Raw genomic sequence first — 16502 nt, forward strand, 5'->3', positions numbered from 1 at the left:
GATGCGGTGCGGTGACGCGGGGAGCCTGGTGGTACTCAGAACCGCTCGCTGGGAGACAGGTAGCGCCACTGCCCCACCGGCAGATTGCCCAGGGTGACGCGGCCGATGCGAATGCGCTTGAGCCCCACCACCTTGAGGCCCACCAGCTCGCACATGCGGCGGATCTGGCGCTTCTTGCCTTCGGTGAGCACAAAGCGCAGTTGCTCGGGGTTCTGCCAATCGACCTTGGCGGGCTTGAGCGGCTCGCCGTCCAGGCTCAAGCCGTGGCGCAGGCGATTGAGCAAATCGGGCGGGAACACCGCCTGCACATTGGTGCTGACAGGATCGCGCTCGTCAATCTCCTGCAGCGGCGCGGAGCGCTCACTGGGATGGCGTGGCACCACCTGACCCGGTGCCTGGTAGACGACGCGCACCAGGTACTCCTTTTCCATCTCGGAGTCCTCACCAATGATCTGCCGGGCCACCCGACCATCCTGGGTCAGCACCAAGAGGCCCACCGAGTCGATATCGAGCCGCCCCGCAGGCGCCAGGCCACGCAGCTGCGGCGGAGAAAAACGGTTGCGGCTGGGGTCGTCACGCCAGTGCGTGCGGGGGTTGATCAATGCCACCGCGGGCGTGTGGCCATCCTCGGCCTGGCCGCTCACATAGCCGATGGGCTTGTTCAGCAGGATGGTGACGCGCTGCTCCTGGAAACCCTGGGCAACCTTGTCCACGTCGATGCGGTCGGTAGGCAACACCTGCACGCCCATTTCGGCCACCTGGCCATTGACCTTCACCCAGCCCTGGGCGATCCAGTCGTCCGCCTCGCGCCGCGAGCACAGGCCCAGCTCGGCCATGCGCTTGTTCAGGCGGGAGCTGACCATGCCGTTCACGGTGATCGTCGCGGACGCTCGTTCGGGCGCTTGCTTGATGGGCGCAACAAACGAGCCCGACGCCGTGCGGTAGTTGGGGGGCGCGGGCGCCCTGGCAGCGCGCGGCGGCGGCGCAGGCCGGACGGGAGCGGCTTTGGCGGCCACGGCGGGACGGCGGAGAACAGGACGGGTTGCGGGTGCCGCTGGTGCGCTGGCGCCTGCAGCCGGCGCAGGGGCGGGGGCAGCAGCGGGGCCGGCAGGCGGGCGAGAACTGGAAGGAGAAGACATTGCGCGTATTTTCGCCTGCGGGGCCTGGCAGACCAAGAACTAAAGAAACTTACCCCTGGCGCACCTGATGCGCCTGCCCCTCTTGCCAGGCCAGGAAATCATCGACCGGCAGTGGTCGTGCAATGTGATAGCCCTGCGCCTCATCGCACGCCAAGGTGCGCAAGCGCTCCAGAATGGCGGCGGTTTCCACGCCCTCGGCCACTACGGTGAGCCCCAGGTTGTGCGCCAGGTCGATGGTCGAGCGCACGATCATCGCGTCGTCCTCACCCGTCTCCATGCCCATCACAAACGACTTGTCGATCTTGAGCTCATGGACCGGCAGGCGCTTGAGGTAGGCCAGCGAGGAATAGCCGGTGCCGAAGTCGTCAATCGACAGCTTGAAGCCCTGCTCCGACAGCCGGTTGAGCATGGCCTCGGCGCGCTGGGGGTCGTCCATGATGGCGCTTTCGGTGATCTCCAGGCAGAAGGCACTGGCCGGCACGCCATGGCGCACCAGAATGTCGGCAAGGCGGGTGCTGAGTTCCGGGTCGAGCAGATCGCGTGTGGACAGGTTGACCGACACCCGCAGCGCCAGGCTCTGGGTGCGCGGGTCAGCCAGCAGGCGCGCCACCTCTTCGAACATCCACAGCGTGAGCTGCCGCACGAACCCCGTCTGTTCGGCAAACGGAATGAACTGCATGGGCGGCACCAGGCCGCGCTGCGGGTGCTGCCAGCGCACCAGGGCCTCGGCAGCCCGGCCGGGCTGCCCGTGCAGCGGCACCTTGGGCTGCAGGTACAGGCGCAGCTCGTGGTGCTCCACCGCGTGGCGCAGCTCGGTCAGCAGCGACAGGGTCTGCGCGCTGGCCGAATCAAATGAGGCGTCGTACTGCTGTGCCCCGCTGAGCCTTCGCTTGGCGGCATACATGGCGATCTCGGAGCGGCTCAGCAGCGTGTCGGCATCGTCGGCATCGCCAGGCCAGCAGGCAATGCCAATGCCAGCGCTCAGGTCCACCGTCTGGTCCTCGAAGGCCAGCGGCTCTTCGAACGATTGGGTGATGCGCAGCGCCGTGGCATGGGCGGTGGCCGCATCGGCGCCCCGCAGCAGCACGGCGAATTCGTTGCCGCCCAGGCGGGCGACCATGTTGTCGGGCGATGGCACCTGCTGGCGCAGCCGCTCGGCCACCGCCTGCAGCAGGCGGTCACCAAAGGAATAGCCGAGCACGTCGTTCACGTGTTTGAAGCGGTCCAGGTCGAGCGTGAGCACGGCCAGCGGGTTCGGGGGCACCGCGCCGCCGGTGCTGCGCGCAATGGCCAGCACCACAGCCTCGCGAAAGCGCTCCCGGTTGGGCAGGCCCGTGAGGCGATCCCAATAGGCCAGGCGGCGGACCTCGGTTTGCTGCGCAGCAATGTCCCTGCGCATGTGATCGAACGAACGTGCGAGGTTGCCAATCTCGTCGCTGCGGTCGGTGTGTTCCAGCGGCACATCGTATTCACCGCGCGACAGCCGCTGCGTGGCGGCCAGCAGCGAGCGCAGCGGCGTGGTCAGGCGTTGTGCGACCAGCCCCGTGCCCACCGCAAACAGCATCACCCCCGCCACGGTGATGATGGCCAGCAGCACCTGCAGCTGCCGGTAAGGGGCGAGCACTTCGTCCACCGACCGCAGCAGCAGCGCCTGCACCTCGCCCCCCACGCTGTCCAGGCGAATGGCCCTCGCCAGCAGGATGCCCTCGGGCGTCTGCAGCTCGCCAGAGGGCACACCCTCGCGCTGCAGCAGCGCCAGCGAGCCTGGCGGCAGCGTGCTGACGGGCACCTTGGCCCTGCCGTCCTCGCCCTTCACGACCAGCGCCACGTGCACCGCCAGCAGCTGCCGCATCTCATCGGCCAGCGGCTGGTTGACCGGGAACCCCATCAGTACCCAGCCAATGACCACCGGTGCGCGCAGCGGCACCATCACGAACTGGTAGGGCACGCCGCCCATCACCGCGATCTGGCTGCCCTGCGGCTGGGCGGCCAGCGGCGGCACCAGCGCGCGCAAGGTGGCCGGAAACGCCTCCATGTTGCCCGCCAGGCTGACCGCGCGCAGTTCCAGGTCGGTGCCCAGCAGCGCGGTGACCGCCGCGCCAATGCGGTTGCCGTGGTTTTCGAGCACCGACTGGATGGTCTCCTCGTCGCCCGAATTCACGGCCGAGCGAAAACCGTAGTCGGCGGCCAGCAAGGCCGAACCCTGGCGCAGCTTGTCGGCGTTCTGCTCCAACAGACGGCGCCAGACGTTTTCATCCAGGTCCAGGGCCTGGGCAATCTGCGCACGGGCATTGCGCTCGATGGTGGCACGCACCACGGCAAAACCTGCAGCCTGCACGATGAGCAACAGCAGCAACGTGAGCCCAATCAGCCGCAAGATCAGGCTGCGCCCGAGTTCGCACAGCTTCTTCCGGTTCAAGGCTGCAGCCCTGCCAAACGCACCGATGCCGCCGCAGCACCCGTGGCGGGCACCGTGAGCGCCTGCTCCTGCGCGGGCGCGCCCACGGGCAACCGCGTGTGCCAGGTGCGCAAGGTGTAGGTGCCGGGCGGCACGTTGTCGATCTGCGCCCGGCCCGGTGCGGCAGGTGTGCGGGCGTAGTACGGGGTGTCCACCACCACAATCCAGCCGACCATCTGGTCGTGGATATTGCAGCCCAGCACGGCCACACCAGGGCGCTCGAACAGCACAGGGTTGGAAGGCGTGCCTGTATAGAGCTTGAGTTCGAACTTCTTGGCCGGCGAGAACGAATAGACGTGGTGGCGCACCGAATCATGGTTGGGGAACCGCACCTCGGTGCCTACGGGCACCACGAGCACGCCGGGCACAAACTGCCGCTTTTCCTGCGCCATCTCCGCACCGGACAGCGGCCTGACCGCCTTGCGGGCATCGGCGGATTCGAGAAACACCACGGCGTCTGGCAGCGGCCTGCCCGCCGCATCCAGCACCTCCACCTGCACTGTGGCAGCCTGGGCAGCGGTGGGCAGGCCTGCCAGACACGCCACAAACACCACAACCACGCCGGTCAGCGCAGACAAAGCCCTGGTGCGCTGGGCATGGCAGCTGGTGGTCATGGTTCGATGGCCATGCCCAGCAGGGGGGCGCCTTCACCCACGGTGCCCAGCGGCCGGGTGGCCCCTGTGCGCAGGTCCACGAGGTGCAGCCGCGTCTGGCTGTCTACCGAAGTGCGCACCGCAATCAGCGCGGTATTGCCGACGTCCGAAATATCGAACGCCACGTCGGTGAGCCGTGGCAGCCCCAGCGACCCCACGGTGCGCAACTGACCGGTGTTGGGCGACACCACAGGCGTAGTGCCTTCGCGTGAGCCCTGCATCACCAGCACGCCGAGGGTCCGGTCGATGGCGTAGTTGGTGGTGATCTTGCTGTCCTGGGCGTTGTAGGTATAGGCGGCGCCTGCGATGTCGGGATTGCGGCCGGCGTGGGTGTCGCTCCACGCATAGCGCAGGGCCGGGTCGGGTTGCACACCCTCGACGGCCGGGTCGCCATCCACGGCAGCCCCGGTGTCGGGGTGCAGGCGCAGGTTCTGGCCCGTGTTCGACACCACACGGATCCGGTCGGCCGCAGGGTTGAAATCGAAGCCGAAGGCCGTGCCCCGCAGGCCCAGGACCGCTGGTGCTGGCCCCACGGGGCGCAGCGCGCCAGTGGGAATGTCGAGCGTGTACAGGCGGCCCGCCTGAGAGAGCGCGTAGAGCACGCCACGCGCCACCCGAAAGTCGATACCCACCAGCCGCTCACCTGCGGGCAGGCCCGTGACGGGGCGCCGCTCCAGGATGCGGTCTGGCTGGCCGGCGTGGAAGGTGATGAGTTCGTGCGAGGCCGTGATCGCAACGACCAGTTCGCGCTGGCTGGTTTCTGGTGCGGGTGCGGTGGCGCAACCCGCCAGCGCGGCGCCTACCAGCGCTGCGGCAGCCATATGGCGCACCAAGGGGAAGGAAAGAGCTTTCATCGTGGGGCCTCGCATCTGTAACGGATTTATACCTGATGGGCCACTCCCGTGTGGCCACAGAGCAATCCAGGGAAAATGGCTTGCTATATTTTGTATAGCATTTGATGCTTTAAATACAGGCGTAAACACCAGTTCTATCTGTAATCTTGCGAAGCAACAATACCGCCATACGCTTTCACAAATGGCAAAAAACTGCCCGCAAATTTGTAACAACGAGCCCATGCACATTGGGCATACCACTATCCGCAAGCGTCATGACACATTTTGTAATTTGTGCCTACACTGCCTTGAACCCGGACGCAGACCAAGGCCATTCAGCAGGTGGCTGACACGGGCACCCTTATTGCTTCGTTCTCCCCACATGATTCATTGTCCCCAGAGACTCCAAGGAACACCATGCAGGCCGCAACGTCACTCAAATCCCTGTCGATTTCCAGCCGGCTGAGCCTGGGCTTTGGCTGCATGCTGGTGCTGCTGGTGGCGGTGGCCGCCGTGGGCCAGCTCTCGGTGGGCAAGGTGCACGAGCAGATGCGCCAGATCACGGGCATCGGCGCCAACAAGGCCAAGCTGGTCAATGGCATGCTGGAGAGTGTGAGCGCCATAGGCATTCAGAGCCGGTCGGCGGCCATGCTCAACGACATCGACCCCAAACAGGCCCGCGAACAGATTGATGCTGTGGCCAAGACGCTCAAGCTGTATGCGACCCAGGAAGCCGCGCTGGCGGAGTTGCTGACCCCCGCCAACGCCACCCCCACCGAGATCAAACTGCTGGGCGAAGTGCAGGCCCTGGGCAAGAAGACCCGCCCCGAACTGGACACAGCCATCAAGGCCGCCGACGACGGCGATACCGTGAGCGCCACCCTGGCGCTGATGACCCGCGTGGCCCCCGCCGAAACCGCCTGGCGCACCAAACTGGGCGAACTCATCGACCTGCAAAACACGCTGAATGCCGAAGCCACTGCATCGGCCGAGCACACGCAGAGCCAGGCCCGCGTGGTGGGCGGGCTGCTGGTGCTGCTGGCCATTGGGTTGGGCGCGCTGATTGCCTGGCGCATCACCACCAGCATCACGGCCCCCATTGGCCGCGCCGTGGTGGTGGCCGAACGCATTGCGCGCGGCGACCTCACCTCGCAGGTCGAAGTGCGCATCCACGACGAAACCGGCCGCCTGCTCGAAGCCATCGCCGCCATGCAGGAACGCCTGCGCACCCTGGTGGGTGAGATTGGCCAGACGGCAGATTCCATCCTGGTCGCCAGCTCGGAAGTGGCCTCGGGCAACCTGGACCTGAGCCAGCGCACCGAACAAACCTCGCACAACCTGCAAAGCGCGGCCAGCTCGCTGGTGGACCTGACCGGTACGGTGTCGCAGAGCGCCGACTCGGCCCGCCAGGCCAACCAGCTGGCCTCCACCGCATCGGATGCCGCCACGCGCGGCGGCGAGGTGGTGTCGCAGGTGGTGCGCACCATGGACACCATCAGCGCCAGCTCGCGCAAGATCGCCGACATCATCAGCGTGATCGACGGCATTGCGTTCCAGACCAACATCCTCGCACTGAATGCGGCAGTCGAAGCCGCCCGTGCAGGCGAACAAGGCCGGGGCTTTGCCGTGGTGGCGGGCGAGGTGCGCAACCTGGCGGGCCGCTCGGCCAATGCAGCGCGCGAGATCAAGGCGCTGATCGGTACCAGCGTCGACCAGGTGCAGGAAGGCAGCACCCTGGTGAACCACGCCGGCAAGACCATTGAAGAACTGGTGCTTTCGGTGCGCCGTGTGTCGGACATCATGGGCGAGATCACCGCCGCCACACAGGAGCAAAGCCAGCGTATTGGCCACGTGAGCCACTCGGTGGGTGCGCTGGAAGAAATGACCCAGCAGAACGCGGCGCTGGTGGAAGAAGGCGCCGCCGCCGCCGACAGCCTCAAAGACCAGGCCGGGCGCCTCACACAAATGGTGGGCACCTTCCGCCTCACGCGCGACGGCGGCGATGACAACAGCTGGGGGGCAGGCAGCCCCTCTGCATCGCCAATGGCTGTGCCCGCCCCTGCCCGCACCACCGGCAGCCGCCCCCTGTCCTCGCCACCTTCCCGCCCCCGCGCCCTGCCGCGCAGCTAACCGGACTTTGAAACCGGCGCGCCCCACGCCAGGGACGCCCAGCAAGGGCCGCCCCGCAGCAAGGGCGTGGTCCCCAGGCGCCGATCGCCTCAGGGGGGAAACACGCTCGACCGCAGCGCAGCAAGGTCCAGCACACGCAGGCCGCCATACTCCACACGGATGGCGCCCTGCGCTTCCAACGCAGCCAGCGCCTCGTTCACGCGCTGGCGCGACAGGCCCACCAGATAAGCCAGCTCTTGTTGCGTGATGCGCAGCACCTCGCCCACGCCCGGATACAGCACCGGGTTGAACAGCGATGCCAGGCTGCGGGCCACACGCACATCGGGGTTGTTCAGGCGGTCGATCTCGCGCGCGGCGATGAACTGGCCCAGGCGCTCGTTGAGCTGGTTCATCACAAAGCGGTTGAAGCCGATGGAGTGGTCCAGCAGCCAGTGAAAGCTGTCAATCGGCAACCCCGCCACCACACTCTTGCGCAGCGCCTGGATGTTGTAGCGGTAGGGCTCGCGCTTGATGGTGGTGCCCTCGCCAAACCAGCCGCCCGGCGGCAGGCCCGCGTACGTCATGGTCTGGCCCTGGGCGTTGTCCGTGCTCATCTTGAGCAGGCCCTCGACCACACCAAACCAGTAGGTCACCGGGCGCCCCACGCGGCACACATAGTCGCCCGCCTTGGCATCCCCCACCAGCAACGAGGCCACAGCGCGCTCGCGCTCGGCGGGCAGCAGCAGTCGCAGCCAGGGAATGCCGTCCAGCTCATCCGCCGTGGGCGGCCGACGACGCTGGTGCAAAGACAGATCCTGGTTCATGCGTGAGTCCATGGCGCGAAGGTTCTCATGAAAAAGGGCAGTCTGCCGCGATGGGGAAGTGCGGGAATACCACGACCCCAATTGTCGCCAGACCGACAAAAAAATGCCAATCGTGATTGGATGATGTCGCCTCCCCCGGCCGCCGCTGCGCAGGCCCGGGCCTTTTGAGGAGACACACATGCCCGCCGACCTGCCCCCGACCACCGCCCGCCCACCGTCCCACATCGCCCGGCGCCAGTTGCTGGCTGCCGCGACCGCCACCATCAGCCTGCCCTGGCTGGGGCTGGGCAGCGCCCGCGCACAGGAAGGGACCATCCGTATTGCACAGTCCACCGCCCTCACCGGCCCGCTGGGCGATCTCGGGTCGGCCATGCACCAGGGTGCCAAGGCGGCGTTTGCGGGCATCAATGCACGGGGTGGCATCCACGGCAAGACCATTGAACTGGTCACGCAGGACGACACCTACGATGTGCCCAAGGCGCTGGCCAATGTGGAGCAGTTCCTGGCAGACCCTGGGTACTTTGCGCTGTTCAACTGCATGGGCACCCCCATGATCGACGCCATGCTGCCCAAGGTGATCGAGAGCGGCATTCCGTTTTTTGCACCCTTCACCGGCGCGCAGCTGAGCCGCACCAAGGCTCGCAGTGTTTTCAACATCCGCGCCAGCTACGCCGACGAGGCCGAAAAGCTGGTGCAACACCTGTCTACCATCGGCATCCAGCGCATCGGCATCGTCTACCAGAACAATGCGTTCGGCAAAGAGATCTTTACCGCCGCCAAACAGTCGATGGACCGCCTCAAGCTGCCCGAGGCGCTGACGGTGACGGTCGAAAACAACGCGTCGGATGCTGGCGCCGCAGCCACCAAACTGGCAAGCGGCAACCTCGAAGCCATCGTGATCGGCCTGGCAGGCAAGCCCACACTGGAATTCGTGAAGGCGTTTCGCGCCATCAAGCGCGGCGTGACGCTGTATGCACTGTCGGTGATGGGCACCCCCGCTACCGTGAAGGCCCTGGGCGCAGATGCCACGGGCATGGCCATCTCGCAGGTCGTGCCCCTGCCCTCCAACGTGGTCATGCCGGTGGTGCGCGACTTCCAGGCCGCCTGGAAGGCCTCGGGCGCCGCGGCCGAGCCATCGCACCTGGCGCTGGAGGGCTACATCAACGCCCGCGTCTTTGCCGAGGCCCTGCAGCGCGCGGGCCGCAACCCCACACGAGCCGCTTTCATCGACGCCACCTGGAACCTCAAGAAGTGGGACCTGGGTGGCTTCGAAATCAACGCCAGCACCCCCGACCGCAATGCATCGCGGTTTGTGGAGCTGACGCTGGTGGGGCGCGACGGCAGGTTTTTGCGCTGAATCTCATCACCGGACCCTGCATCCGCAGGGCCCCGGCATCACGGCACCTGAACAACCACCGGATTGGACAGCGGACCTTCGTTGCCGGATGCGTCCAGCATGGCGATCTGGTAGCTGTGGCTGCCAGATGCCGCCGCTGCGTCGGTGTAGTTCGGGCTCGTGGTGGTGGCGATCGCCACACCGTCCCGGTACACCCGGTAGCCAGCCGCAGCCCCTGCGATGAACGACTGCTTGACCGCCTGCATCTGCGGGTTGGTGCCGGCCGATGGCAGGTAGCCGTAGTTCACCGTCCACACCAGCGTGCCGCCCAGGCCCTGGTCGCGGACCCACTGGCCTTTTTCCGCAATGGAACGCTCATCCTCGTAGCTCAGATAGGTCACGGGCGTGTCTGCAGCGCGCCACCAAGGGTTGCTATAGGTGATGTAGCTTTGCTTGGCCACGCTGTCCCAATGGTAGGTGGCACCAATCTGGCCAAAGGCGTTGTCCTCCACTAGGCGCTGGTAGTTGTTCATCCAGTCGCCGTTGTTCATCCAGCCCTGCATGCCGGCCGTGCTCTGGCGCGGCCCCGTCACCGGGTTGTTGAAATAGGCGCCGTACAGGCCGATGCCGATGCCCAGCTTGGCTCGTGGCACACCGGCTTCCAGGTAGGTCTGCACAGTGGACGCCACGGAAGTCGGGTGCTGTGGCCCTTCGCCGAACAGCGGCGAGTGGTGCCAAGACAGCCAGCCCCAGTCGCCGGTCATGCTGTAGGTCATGAGGTTGAAGCGGTCCACCACCGAGGCAACCTCGGCATGCCAGGCGGTCACATCCTTGTGGTTCACGTTCACCCAGAAGCCGGGCCAGCTGATCTCCAGCGGCGTGGCCTGGTAGCGGGCACGCTGCTGCGACGCAGCGCGCAGCTCACGCAGCAGGGCCAGCGCCTGGGCGCGGCTTTGCTCGGTGTCCAGGCCCTCTTCCCAGTCGATGTCCACGCCGTCGTAGTTCTTCTGCTCGGCCTTGTCCAGGATGTTCTTGATGAACCGTGCGCGGGTCTGCGGGTCGGCCGTGGCGGCGCGGAAGCCGGGGCCATCCCCTTCGCCGCCCACCATCATCACCGCCTTGGCGCCGCTGCCGTGGGCCTTGGTGATCAGTGGCTCCTCGACCTCGGTGTGCGCGCCGCCCGCCCCCTCCACCAGGTCGCCAGCCTGCCCGCCCAGCGGGCCCGTGCCCGGCGCGTAGCGCCCGAAGACGAAATGGGTCATGGTGGTCATGTCCACCGCCTCGGGTGGGTACATGGTCCAGAACCAGCCAGCGTAGTAGCCGTAGACCCACTTGCCGCTCTGGGCAATGGGGTTCCAGCCCAGGCGCACGCCCTGGGACGTGGGGCTGGCCGTGACACCGCTCACCTGCGGCAGCGAATTGGTGCTGTCCACCGCGAGCGTGACCGACCCGCTGACGGACTGGCCCGCACTGTTGGTACACACCAGCTCATACGCCGTCGTGGCGGACGGGCTCACCGGCTCGCTGCCCTGGGTGGGGCGCGCACCGCTCCAGCCGCCCGATGCCGTGCAGCCTGTCGCGTTGCTTGCCTGCCAGTTCAGGCTGGCGCTTTCGCCGCGCCGGATGCGGCTGGGCGTGGCGCCGAAACTAGCGATGGTCGGCGCTCCCGGTGGAGTACCGCGCACCATCACCAGGGTCGATGCGCTGGCGCTGTCGCCCTGCGCGTTCTGGCAGTCCAGGCTGTAGGTAGTGGTAGCGGCCGGCGTGACGCTGGCCGTGCCGCTGGCGGGGCGGTTGCCCGTCCACCCACCCGAGGCCACGCACCCCACGGCGCCCTCGGTGGACCAGCCCAGCGTGCTGGCGCCGCCCGCGTCGATGGTGCCCGGCTCCGCCATGAACGACACGATGCGCGGCGCGGGGGTGGGCGCCTGGCCGGTGCCCTCCACCACCAACTGCGCCAGCCCCTCGCCGCCGGCTTCGAAATACTCCATGCGCACTGTGTGATCGCCGGCCGCCAGTGGCACGGAAGCGGTGTCCATGGTGATGCCATGCGGCGTCCAGTTGTTGATAACCGGCTGCCCGTCGACCAACACGCGCACGCCGTCATCGGTGAAGGTGGTGAAGGTTGCGGAGCCGCCCGTAAACGTCAGGGTCGCCGTCCAGCGCGCCGAGAAGCTGTCCACGGGCAGCCGGGGGTCGGGGCTGTCCGTCATCCAGTAGCGGTCGATGGGGCCGTTTTCACAGCGGGTCAGCACCGCCGGCCCGGACAGCGCCGTGTTGGGGAAATACTCGGCCAGCCACTGGGCGGGCGCGCAAACCTGGGCCATGGCGCTGCCGCTGGTCCATGCCAGCGCAGCCACCAGTGGCAGCGCCCAGGCGCGCAGCCCCGTGCGCGGGCGCCGTGGGGCAGGCCCCGCAGCGCCGCTGCTGCGGCCGAAGCCGCCATGTGCGTGTGATAGGTGCATCAGAAAACCTCCCTTGAAAAAAATGTCCATGTCTTCGTTCCCCTCAAAACCGCGGACCCCGCGGTCCCGCACGCCGACGCAGCCGCAGCCCGCCCAGGCCGGCCAACGCCAGTGCCGCCATGCCCAGCGCGGGTCCACTGGCGGTGGGAACGGCCGCAGGCGCCACCACCACCGGGGTGTCGTCGCAAGGCCCCATCACCGCGCGGGGCGCGCTCCAGTGGGCCGGGTCCATCTGCACGCCCCCTGCGGCGTCGCCAAAGCCACGCGGGAGGCCGCCAGGGCCGCCGCGGTCAAAGAACACCTGGTTCGTGGCGTCGGCCTCCCAGGTCACGGGGGGCACCAGCGTGATGCCGGTGGCGCTGAACTGGCCGCTGCGCAAGCCGTCGGACACCAACGCACTGGCCATCTGCGCGAGCGCGCCGCCCGCGTCCGTGGCGATGTTGCCGTCCAGCGTCTCCAGCGGGAACGCGCGCAGGCTGTGCCGAAAGACGGCCGTGCCCTGGCTGTCGAGCCGCCAGATGGCGCACTGCAGATCGCCCGGAGTCCAGGTCTGCGCGCGGGACATGGTGCCCCCGTTGTCCATCACCAAAGTGAGGCTGTAGCGGTCGCCGTCCAGCGCCCCGGGTATCGTCGAATCGGCCACCGTGCCCGCGTATGTGGTGGCATAGGGCGCGGCGCCCACCGTGGCAACGGCGGTCGACAGAACGAACGCGATAAGGACAGTGCGAAAAGATGCGGCCATAAAATTTGAACAAAAAAACAGTTCCAGCGCTTATTCAGCAAGCGCAAACAGCTATCAAATAGAGAGCAAATGAGCAGTCCATCCAGCAGCGCTGGCAGTGCTTGGCAACGCCTGGCGGCTTCGGCCACCCAACTGCATGCGATTTTGGAAAGCGCCCCGGCGCGGGTCCATTCGCCTGATGGACTACGACTTCGAAACCCTGGTCGTACGACCAGGGCACCTGCACGACGCAAGGCCCGCAGAACCGATCACCGCACCGCGCAAACGAGCCAGGCGCCATGGCCGCAGAGGCCACACCGCAGACGACAACGCCAGCGCGCTCGCAGGCCGCCATCGAGCAGGAGGCGATCCGCCGCATGCAGGCCGTGCGGGTGGGCGCAGTGCCGCTGATGCCCATGAGTCCCAGCGATGCCCCCAACACCTGAAACGCCGCGCCAGTACAGCGCGATACCAGCTTTGGAGTGCCCCAAAGGGACCTCTGCTTACTTTGAGCCACTGCATTCCAAAATTCCCAACCAACTATTTCGCACCCGACACAAAAACCGCCTGGTACTGCTCACACTCCGCAGCGTCCAAAGGCTCCCAAAGCTTGCTGTCCATCTCAAAAATCTCTTCCCACGCCGTGGGAGACAGTGCTCTCCCCATTTCCCGGTTCCGTCGCCAAACCCTGGCACGCCGTACTTCACAAGGGGCGTCCAACACGTGCATCTGGATTTCAAACCCGTCTGACTCCACCTGCCTGAAGAACACCTCCCGGGCGCGGCGTTGGATGAGCCCCAGTTCCAGGATGACGTCCACCCCGTTGGCAAGAAGCTGGCGGCTGTGGTCCCAGATCAGCTGGGTCAGCCGTTCTTTGCGAGCCACATACCACTCGGGGTCAAGCCCGGCGTCCATGCGATCTGCGTTGAAAAGCACCGAAAACCAGGTATCCAGCGCAATGTGCACGCCCTGGTTGTTCATGGCATAGGAATAGGCATAGGTCGATTTGCCAGCCCCGGCAGGGCCTTCGATCAAATGCACCTTTGGCATTTTTTGAATCGGAGATAGAGGAAGCGAAGATGCCGTCACAAAGACCCCCGCCATCCGCGCCTGCGCAACCGCAATACACCCACGCCAGCCACAGTCAGCCCCATCAGCACCAGGGCAGGCGCACCCGCTGCGGGCACAGGGGTGGCCTGGGGCCCCGGGTTCACCGGTGTGTCGTCGCAGGGCCCCATGACCGCGCGGGGGGCACTCCACTGGCCAGGGGCCATTTGCACGCCACCTGCCGCGTCACTGAAGCTGCGCGTCCCTCCACTGCCGTTGTTCCGGTCAGACAGCACCCAGTTGTTGCCATTGGCCCTCCACGACACTCGCGGAGCCAGCGCGATGCCGCTGGTGTCGTACTGGCTCGATTGCATGCTGGTGATGGAAAGCGCCGTCATCATCTGCGTGAGCGCTCCCGTGGCATCGGTGGCGATACTTCCGTTGAGCACCTGGAGTGGAACCGCGCGCAGGTTGTGCCGGAAGATGGCTGTGCCTGCACTGTTCAGCCGCCAGATGGTGCACTGCAGTTCGGTAGGAATCCAGGTCTGGCCCAGGGCCGTGCTGCCTCCGTTATCCATCACAAACGTGACGCGGTAGTTGTCACCATCCACGACCCCAGGAATCGTGGAATTGCTGACCACACCGGTGTAAGTGATGGCGTACGGGGCTGCGCAGGCTGCTGCACACGCGTACAAGAGCACCGAGGCAACAGTGGTGCGGAGCAGATTTTTCATGTTTGATATTGATCTAAAAGTGGATCTAGCGCTTTACCAATAAGGACTAGCAGCTATGAATTTATGAGCATATATCGCATTGACTCAAAGCGCCTGAACAGAGTTGCTGGTGCGTAGCCAAGCCCTGCACCAGCACCTCAGGCCAGTGAGATGAAAACCTGGCATTCATGGTGAAACAGCCACCGCAGGGAGGGTCTTGCGGGTTATGGGCCGAGCCAGATCAGTCAGCTTTTGATTGTGTTGAGAGCACTGCAGTTGATCCATTCGACTGAAGGACTACGACCTCACACCACAGGTCGTACGACCCCAGAGCCCGCAAAATGCCAGGCCGGTGGGATCGGTTCACTACAAAAAGTCCGGGAGAAGCCATGGCCGAGGAAGACAAGCCACAGCCGCCACACACGCAGGCGCAGATCGAGCAGGAGGCGATACGCCGCATGCAGGCCGTCCTGGCCGGGGCGGTACCGCTCATGCCGACGTTGCCGCTGGTCGCAGCAGCGGCGCTGTGGAACCGGTGCGGTGGTTGGCAATTGGGGGCTTGGCTGCTGGCGGCCCTGCTCGCGCCAGGCCTGCGCTATCTGCTGGTGCGCAGGTACCACGCTGCTGCCGCAGATGCAGCAGGCGCTGTGCGCTGGGCCAATGAGGTGACGGTCTCGGCCCTTCTGGACGGACTGGCGTGGGGCGTTGCCGGCATGCTGTTCCTGGTGCCCGACTCACCCGCGCTGCAAATGCTGCTGATCACAATGATCGTCGGGACCTCAGCAGGCTCGGTCTTCGTCACCTCGTTCTGGCCGCTCTCGGAATACGCCTTTGCCGTCCCCTCCGTGGGCCTGACGGCCTTGGGCCTTGCTCTGCAGGGCAGCGAAGGCGGCGTGGGCATGGCCATCGGGCTGGTGTTTTTCCTGGGCATCCTGTACGGCATCATGGGCCAGGCCCATGGCATGACCATGGAGACCATCCGCCTGCAGTTCGAGAAGACCGCGCTGGCGGAAAGCCTGCAGCAGCAAAAGGAAGTGGCCGAACAGGCCAGCCTGGCCAAGACCCATTTTCTGGCGGCCGCCAGCCACGACCTGCGCCAGCCGCTGCATGCACTGGGACTGTTTGTCACGGCGATGCGGCAGCGCCTCAGGGGTTCGGCCCACGAGCCCTTGGCCGACCGCATTGCCAGCAGCGTGGCAGCCCTGGAAGGTTTGCTCAACGCACTGCTGGATGTCTCGCGGCTGGACGCAGGTGTGATGCAGCCGCAGCGCAGCCCTGTGGCCCTGCACGACCTGCTGGGCCGATTGGGGGCCGAGTTCGCACCCCTCGCGCAGGCCAAGGGGCTGGCATGGCGCAGCGAGGGGCCAGAGGCCATGGTGGATTCCGACCCGGCCCTGCTGGAAACCATGTTGCGCAACCTGCTGTCGAACGCCGTGCGCTACACCCCAGCGGGCGAAGTGTCCCTGCAATGGCGCAGCAGCGGAGGCCAAACCGTGGTGCGCGTGCAAGACACAGGCGTTGGCATCCCGCCCGAACACCATAGGACGGTGTTCCGGGAGTTCTTCCAATTGCACAACCCTGAGCGGGATCGGAGCAAGGGGTTGGGCCTGGGACTGGCGGTGGTGGAGCGTCTGGGCATTCTTCTGGACCACCCGCTTACCTTGTTTTCGGCCCCGGGGCGTGGAACCACGTTCGAGCTGGCATTGCCAGCGCTGGAGGCGGAATCCACCTTGGCGACAACCGCGACAGAAGGCACCGCGGACGCCATCGGCCTGCGGGTCTTGGTCATCGATGACGAGGCGGGAGTGCGCGATGCCATGGCGCTGCTGCTCGGTGACTGGGGCTATCGCGTCACGCTGGCCAGCTCTGTCGGCGAGGCCCTTTCACTGCTGCGCGAAGCCCCGCAGGCCATCGTCGCAGACTACCGACTGCGTGACGAACGCACCGGCGCCGAGGCGATTGCGCAAGTCCGCGAGACCTGGGGAGCCAATATTCCTGCGCTGATCGTGACCGGCGACACCGCACCCGACCGGCTGCGTGAAGCCAGCGCCAGCGGTCACCCGGTGCTGCACAAGCCCGTTGCAGCAGCCCGCCTGCGTGCGTTTCTGCGCCACGCCGTCCACGCGCCGCAGCACGGGCTGGCTTGACCGGGTAGCCACATCTGTAACCCTCGCCCATCGGCAACGCCGGAGCCCAGCCCCCAG

General features: G+C 66.3%; 13 protein-coding genes. 4 read left to right on the plus strand and 9 right to left on the minus strand.

The window, feature by feature from the left end:
• Nucleotides 1–35 precede the first annotated feature (35 nt).
• The 4 genes from LPA35_RS14885 to LPA35_RS14900 all read right to left on the minus strand — a co-directional run bounded on the left by LPA35_RS14885 (nt 36) and on the right by LPA35_RS14900 (nt 5104).
• Nucleotides 36–863 (minus strand): pseudouridine synthase, encoded by an 828-nt coding sequence (locus tag LPA35_RS14885; RefSeq protein WP_370641455.1) that lies wholly within the window; start codon nt 861–863, stop codon nt 36–38.
• Between the two features lie 325 nt (nt 864–1188).
• A complete protein-coding gene (locus LPA35_RS14890; RefSeq protein WP_228897508.1) occupies nt 1189–3558 on the minus strand; it encodes a bifunctional diguanylate cyclase/phosphodiesterase in 2370 nt (789 codons plus the stop codon).
• The gene (locus LPA35_RS14895) at nt 3555–4211 is read right to left on the minus strand and encodes a methylamine utilization protein (RefSeq protein ID WP_228897509.1); all 657 of its coding nucleotides are present in this window, start codon (nt 4209–4211) and stop codon (nt 3555–3557) included. Before LPA35_RS14895 ends, LPA35_RS14890 begins: the two co-directional genes overlap by 4 nt.
• Nucleotides 4208–5104 carry a DUF4394 domain-containing protein gene (locus LPA35_RS14900; protein ID WP_228897510.1) on the minus strand — a complete coding sequence of 299 codons (897 nt, stop codon included), beginning with the start codon at nt 5102–5104 and terminating at the stop codon, nt 4208–4210. The genes LPA35_RS14895 and LPA35_RS14900 overlap by 4 nt, the downstream gene beginning before the upstream one ends.
• Before the next feature lie 396 nt (nt 5105–5500).
• Between LPA35_RS14900 and LPA35_RS14905 the strand changes: the two genes are divergently transcribed.
• Nucleotides 5501–7213: a methyl-accepting chemotaxis protein gene (locus LPA35_RS14905; RefSeq protein ID WP_228897511.1), complete on the plus strand. Its 1713-nt coding sequence runs from the start codon at nt 5501–5503 to the stop codon at nt 7211–7213.
• Between the two features lie 89 nt (nt 7214–7302).
• Here LPA35_RS14905 and LPA35_RS14910 read toward each other — a convergent pair whose 3' ends face one another.
• Nucleotides 7303–8016 carry a Crp/Fnr family transcriptional regulator gene (locus LPA35_RS14910; RefSeq protein ID WP_199727044.1) on the minus strand — a complete coding sequence of 238 codons (714 nt, stop codon included), beginning with the start codon at nt 8014–8016 and terminating at the stop codon, nt 7303–7305.
• A gap of 178 nt (nt 8017–8194) precedes the next feature.
• Between LPA35_RS14910 and LPA35_RS14915 the strand changes: the two genes are divergently transcribed.
• The gene (locus tag LPA35_RS14915; protein WP_228897512.1) at nt 8195–9373 is read left to right on the plus strand and encodes an ABC transporter substrate-binding protein; all 1179 of its coding nucleotides are present in this window, start codon (nt 8195–8197) and stop codon (nt 9371–9373) included.
• 38 nt (nt 9374–9411) lie between these two features.
• On the opposite strand, the gene LPA35_RS14920 is transcribed toward LPA35_RS14915, so the two are convergent.
• Nucleotides 9412–11817 carry a glycosyl hydrolase family 18 protein gene (locus LPA35_RS14920; protein WP_228897513.1) on the minus strand — a complete coding sequence of 802 codons (2406 nt, stop codon included), beginning with the start codon at nt 11815–11817 and terminating at the stop codon, nt 9412–9414.
• 43 nt (nt 11818–11860) lie between these two features.
• On the minus strand, nt 11861–12559 hold the full coding sequence (locus LPA35_RS14925; protein ID WP_228897514.1) for a hypothetical protein: 699 nt from the start codon (nt 12557–12559) through the stop codon (nt 11861–11863).
• Between the two features lie 278 nt (nt 12560–12837).
• Here LPA35_RS14925 and LPA35_RS14930 point away from each other — a divergent pair, with 278 nt between their 5' ends.
• On the plus strand, nt 12838–12984 hold the full coding sequence (locus LPA35_RS14930) for a hypothetical protein (protein ID WP_228897515.1): 147 nt from the start codon (nt 12838–12840) through the stop codon (nt 12982–12984).
• Nucleotides 12985–13078: 94 nt separating this feature from the next.
• Here LPA35_RS14930 and LPA35_RS14935 read toward each other — a convergent pair whose 3' ends face one another.
• Nucleotides 13079–13588, minus strand: coding sequence for an ATP-binding protein (locus LPA35_RS14935; protein WP_228897516.1), 510 nt, complete (start codon nt 13586–13588; stop codon nt 13079–13081).
• A gap of 35 nt (nt 13589–13623) precedes the next feature.
• Complete coding sequence (locus LPA35_RS14940) at nt 13624–14319, minus strand: hypothetical protein (RefSeq protein ID WP_228897517.1); 696 nt, start codon at nt 14317–14319, stop codon at nt 13624–13626.
• Between the two features lie 368 nt (nt 14320–14687).
• Here LPA35_RS14940 and LPA35_RS14945 point away from each other — a divergent pair, with 368 nt between their 5' ends.
• A complete protein-coding gene (locus LPA35_RS14945) occupies nt 14688–16445 on the plus strand; it encodes a hybrid sensor histidine kinase/response regulator (protein ID WP_228897518.1) in 1758 nt (585 codons plus the stop codon).
• The last annotated feature ends 57 nt before the right edge of the window (nt 16446–16502 follow it).

Source organism: Acidovorax sp. Leaf73, assembly GCF_916855635.1.
Taxonomy (GTDB): Bacteria; Pseudomonadota; Gammaproteobacteria; order Burkholderiales; family Burkholderiaceae_C; genus Acidovorax; species Acidovorax facilis.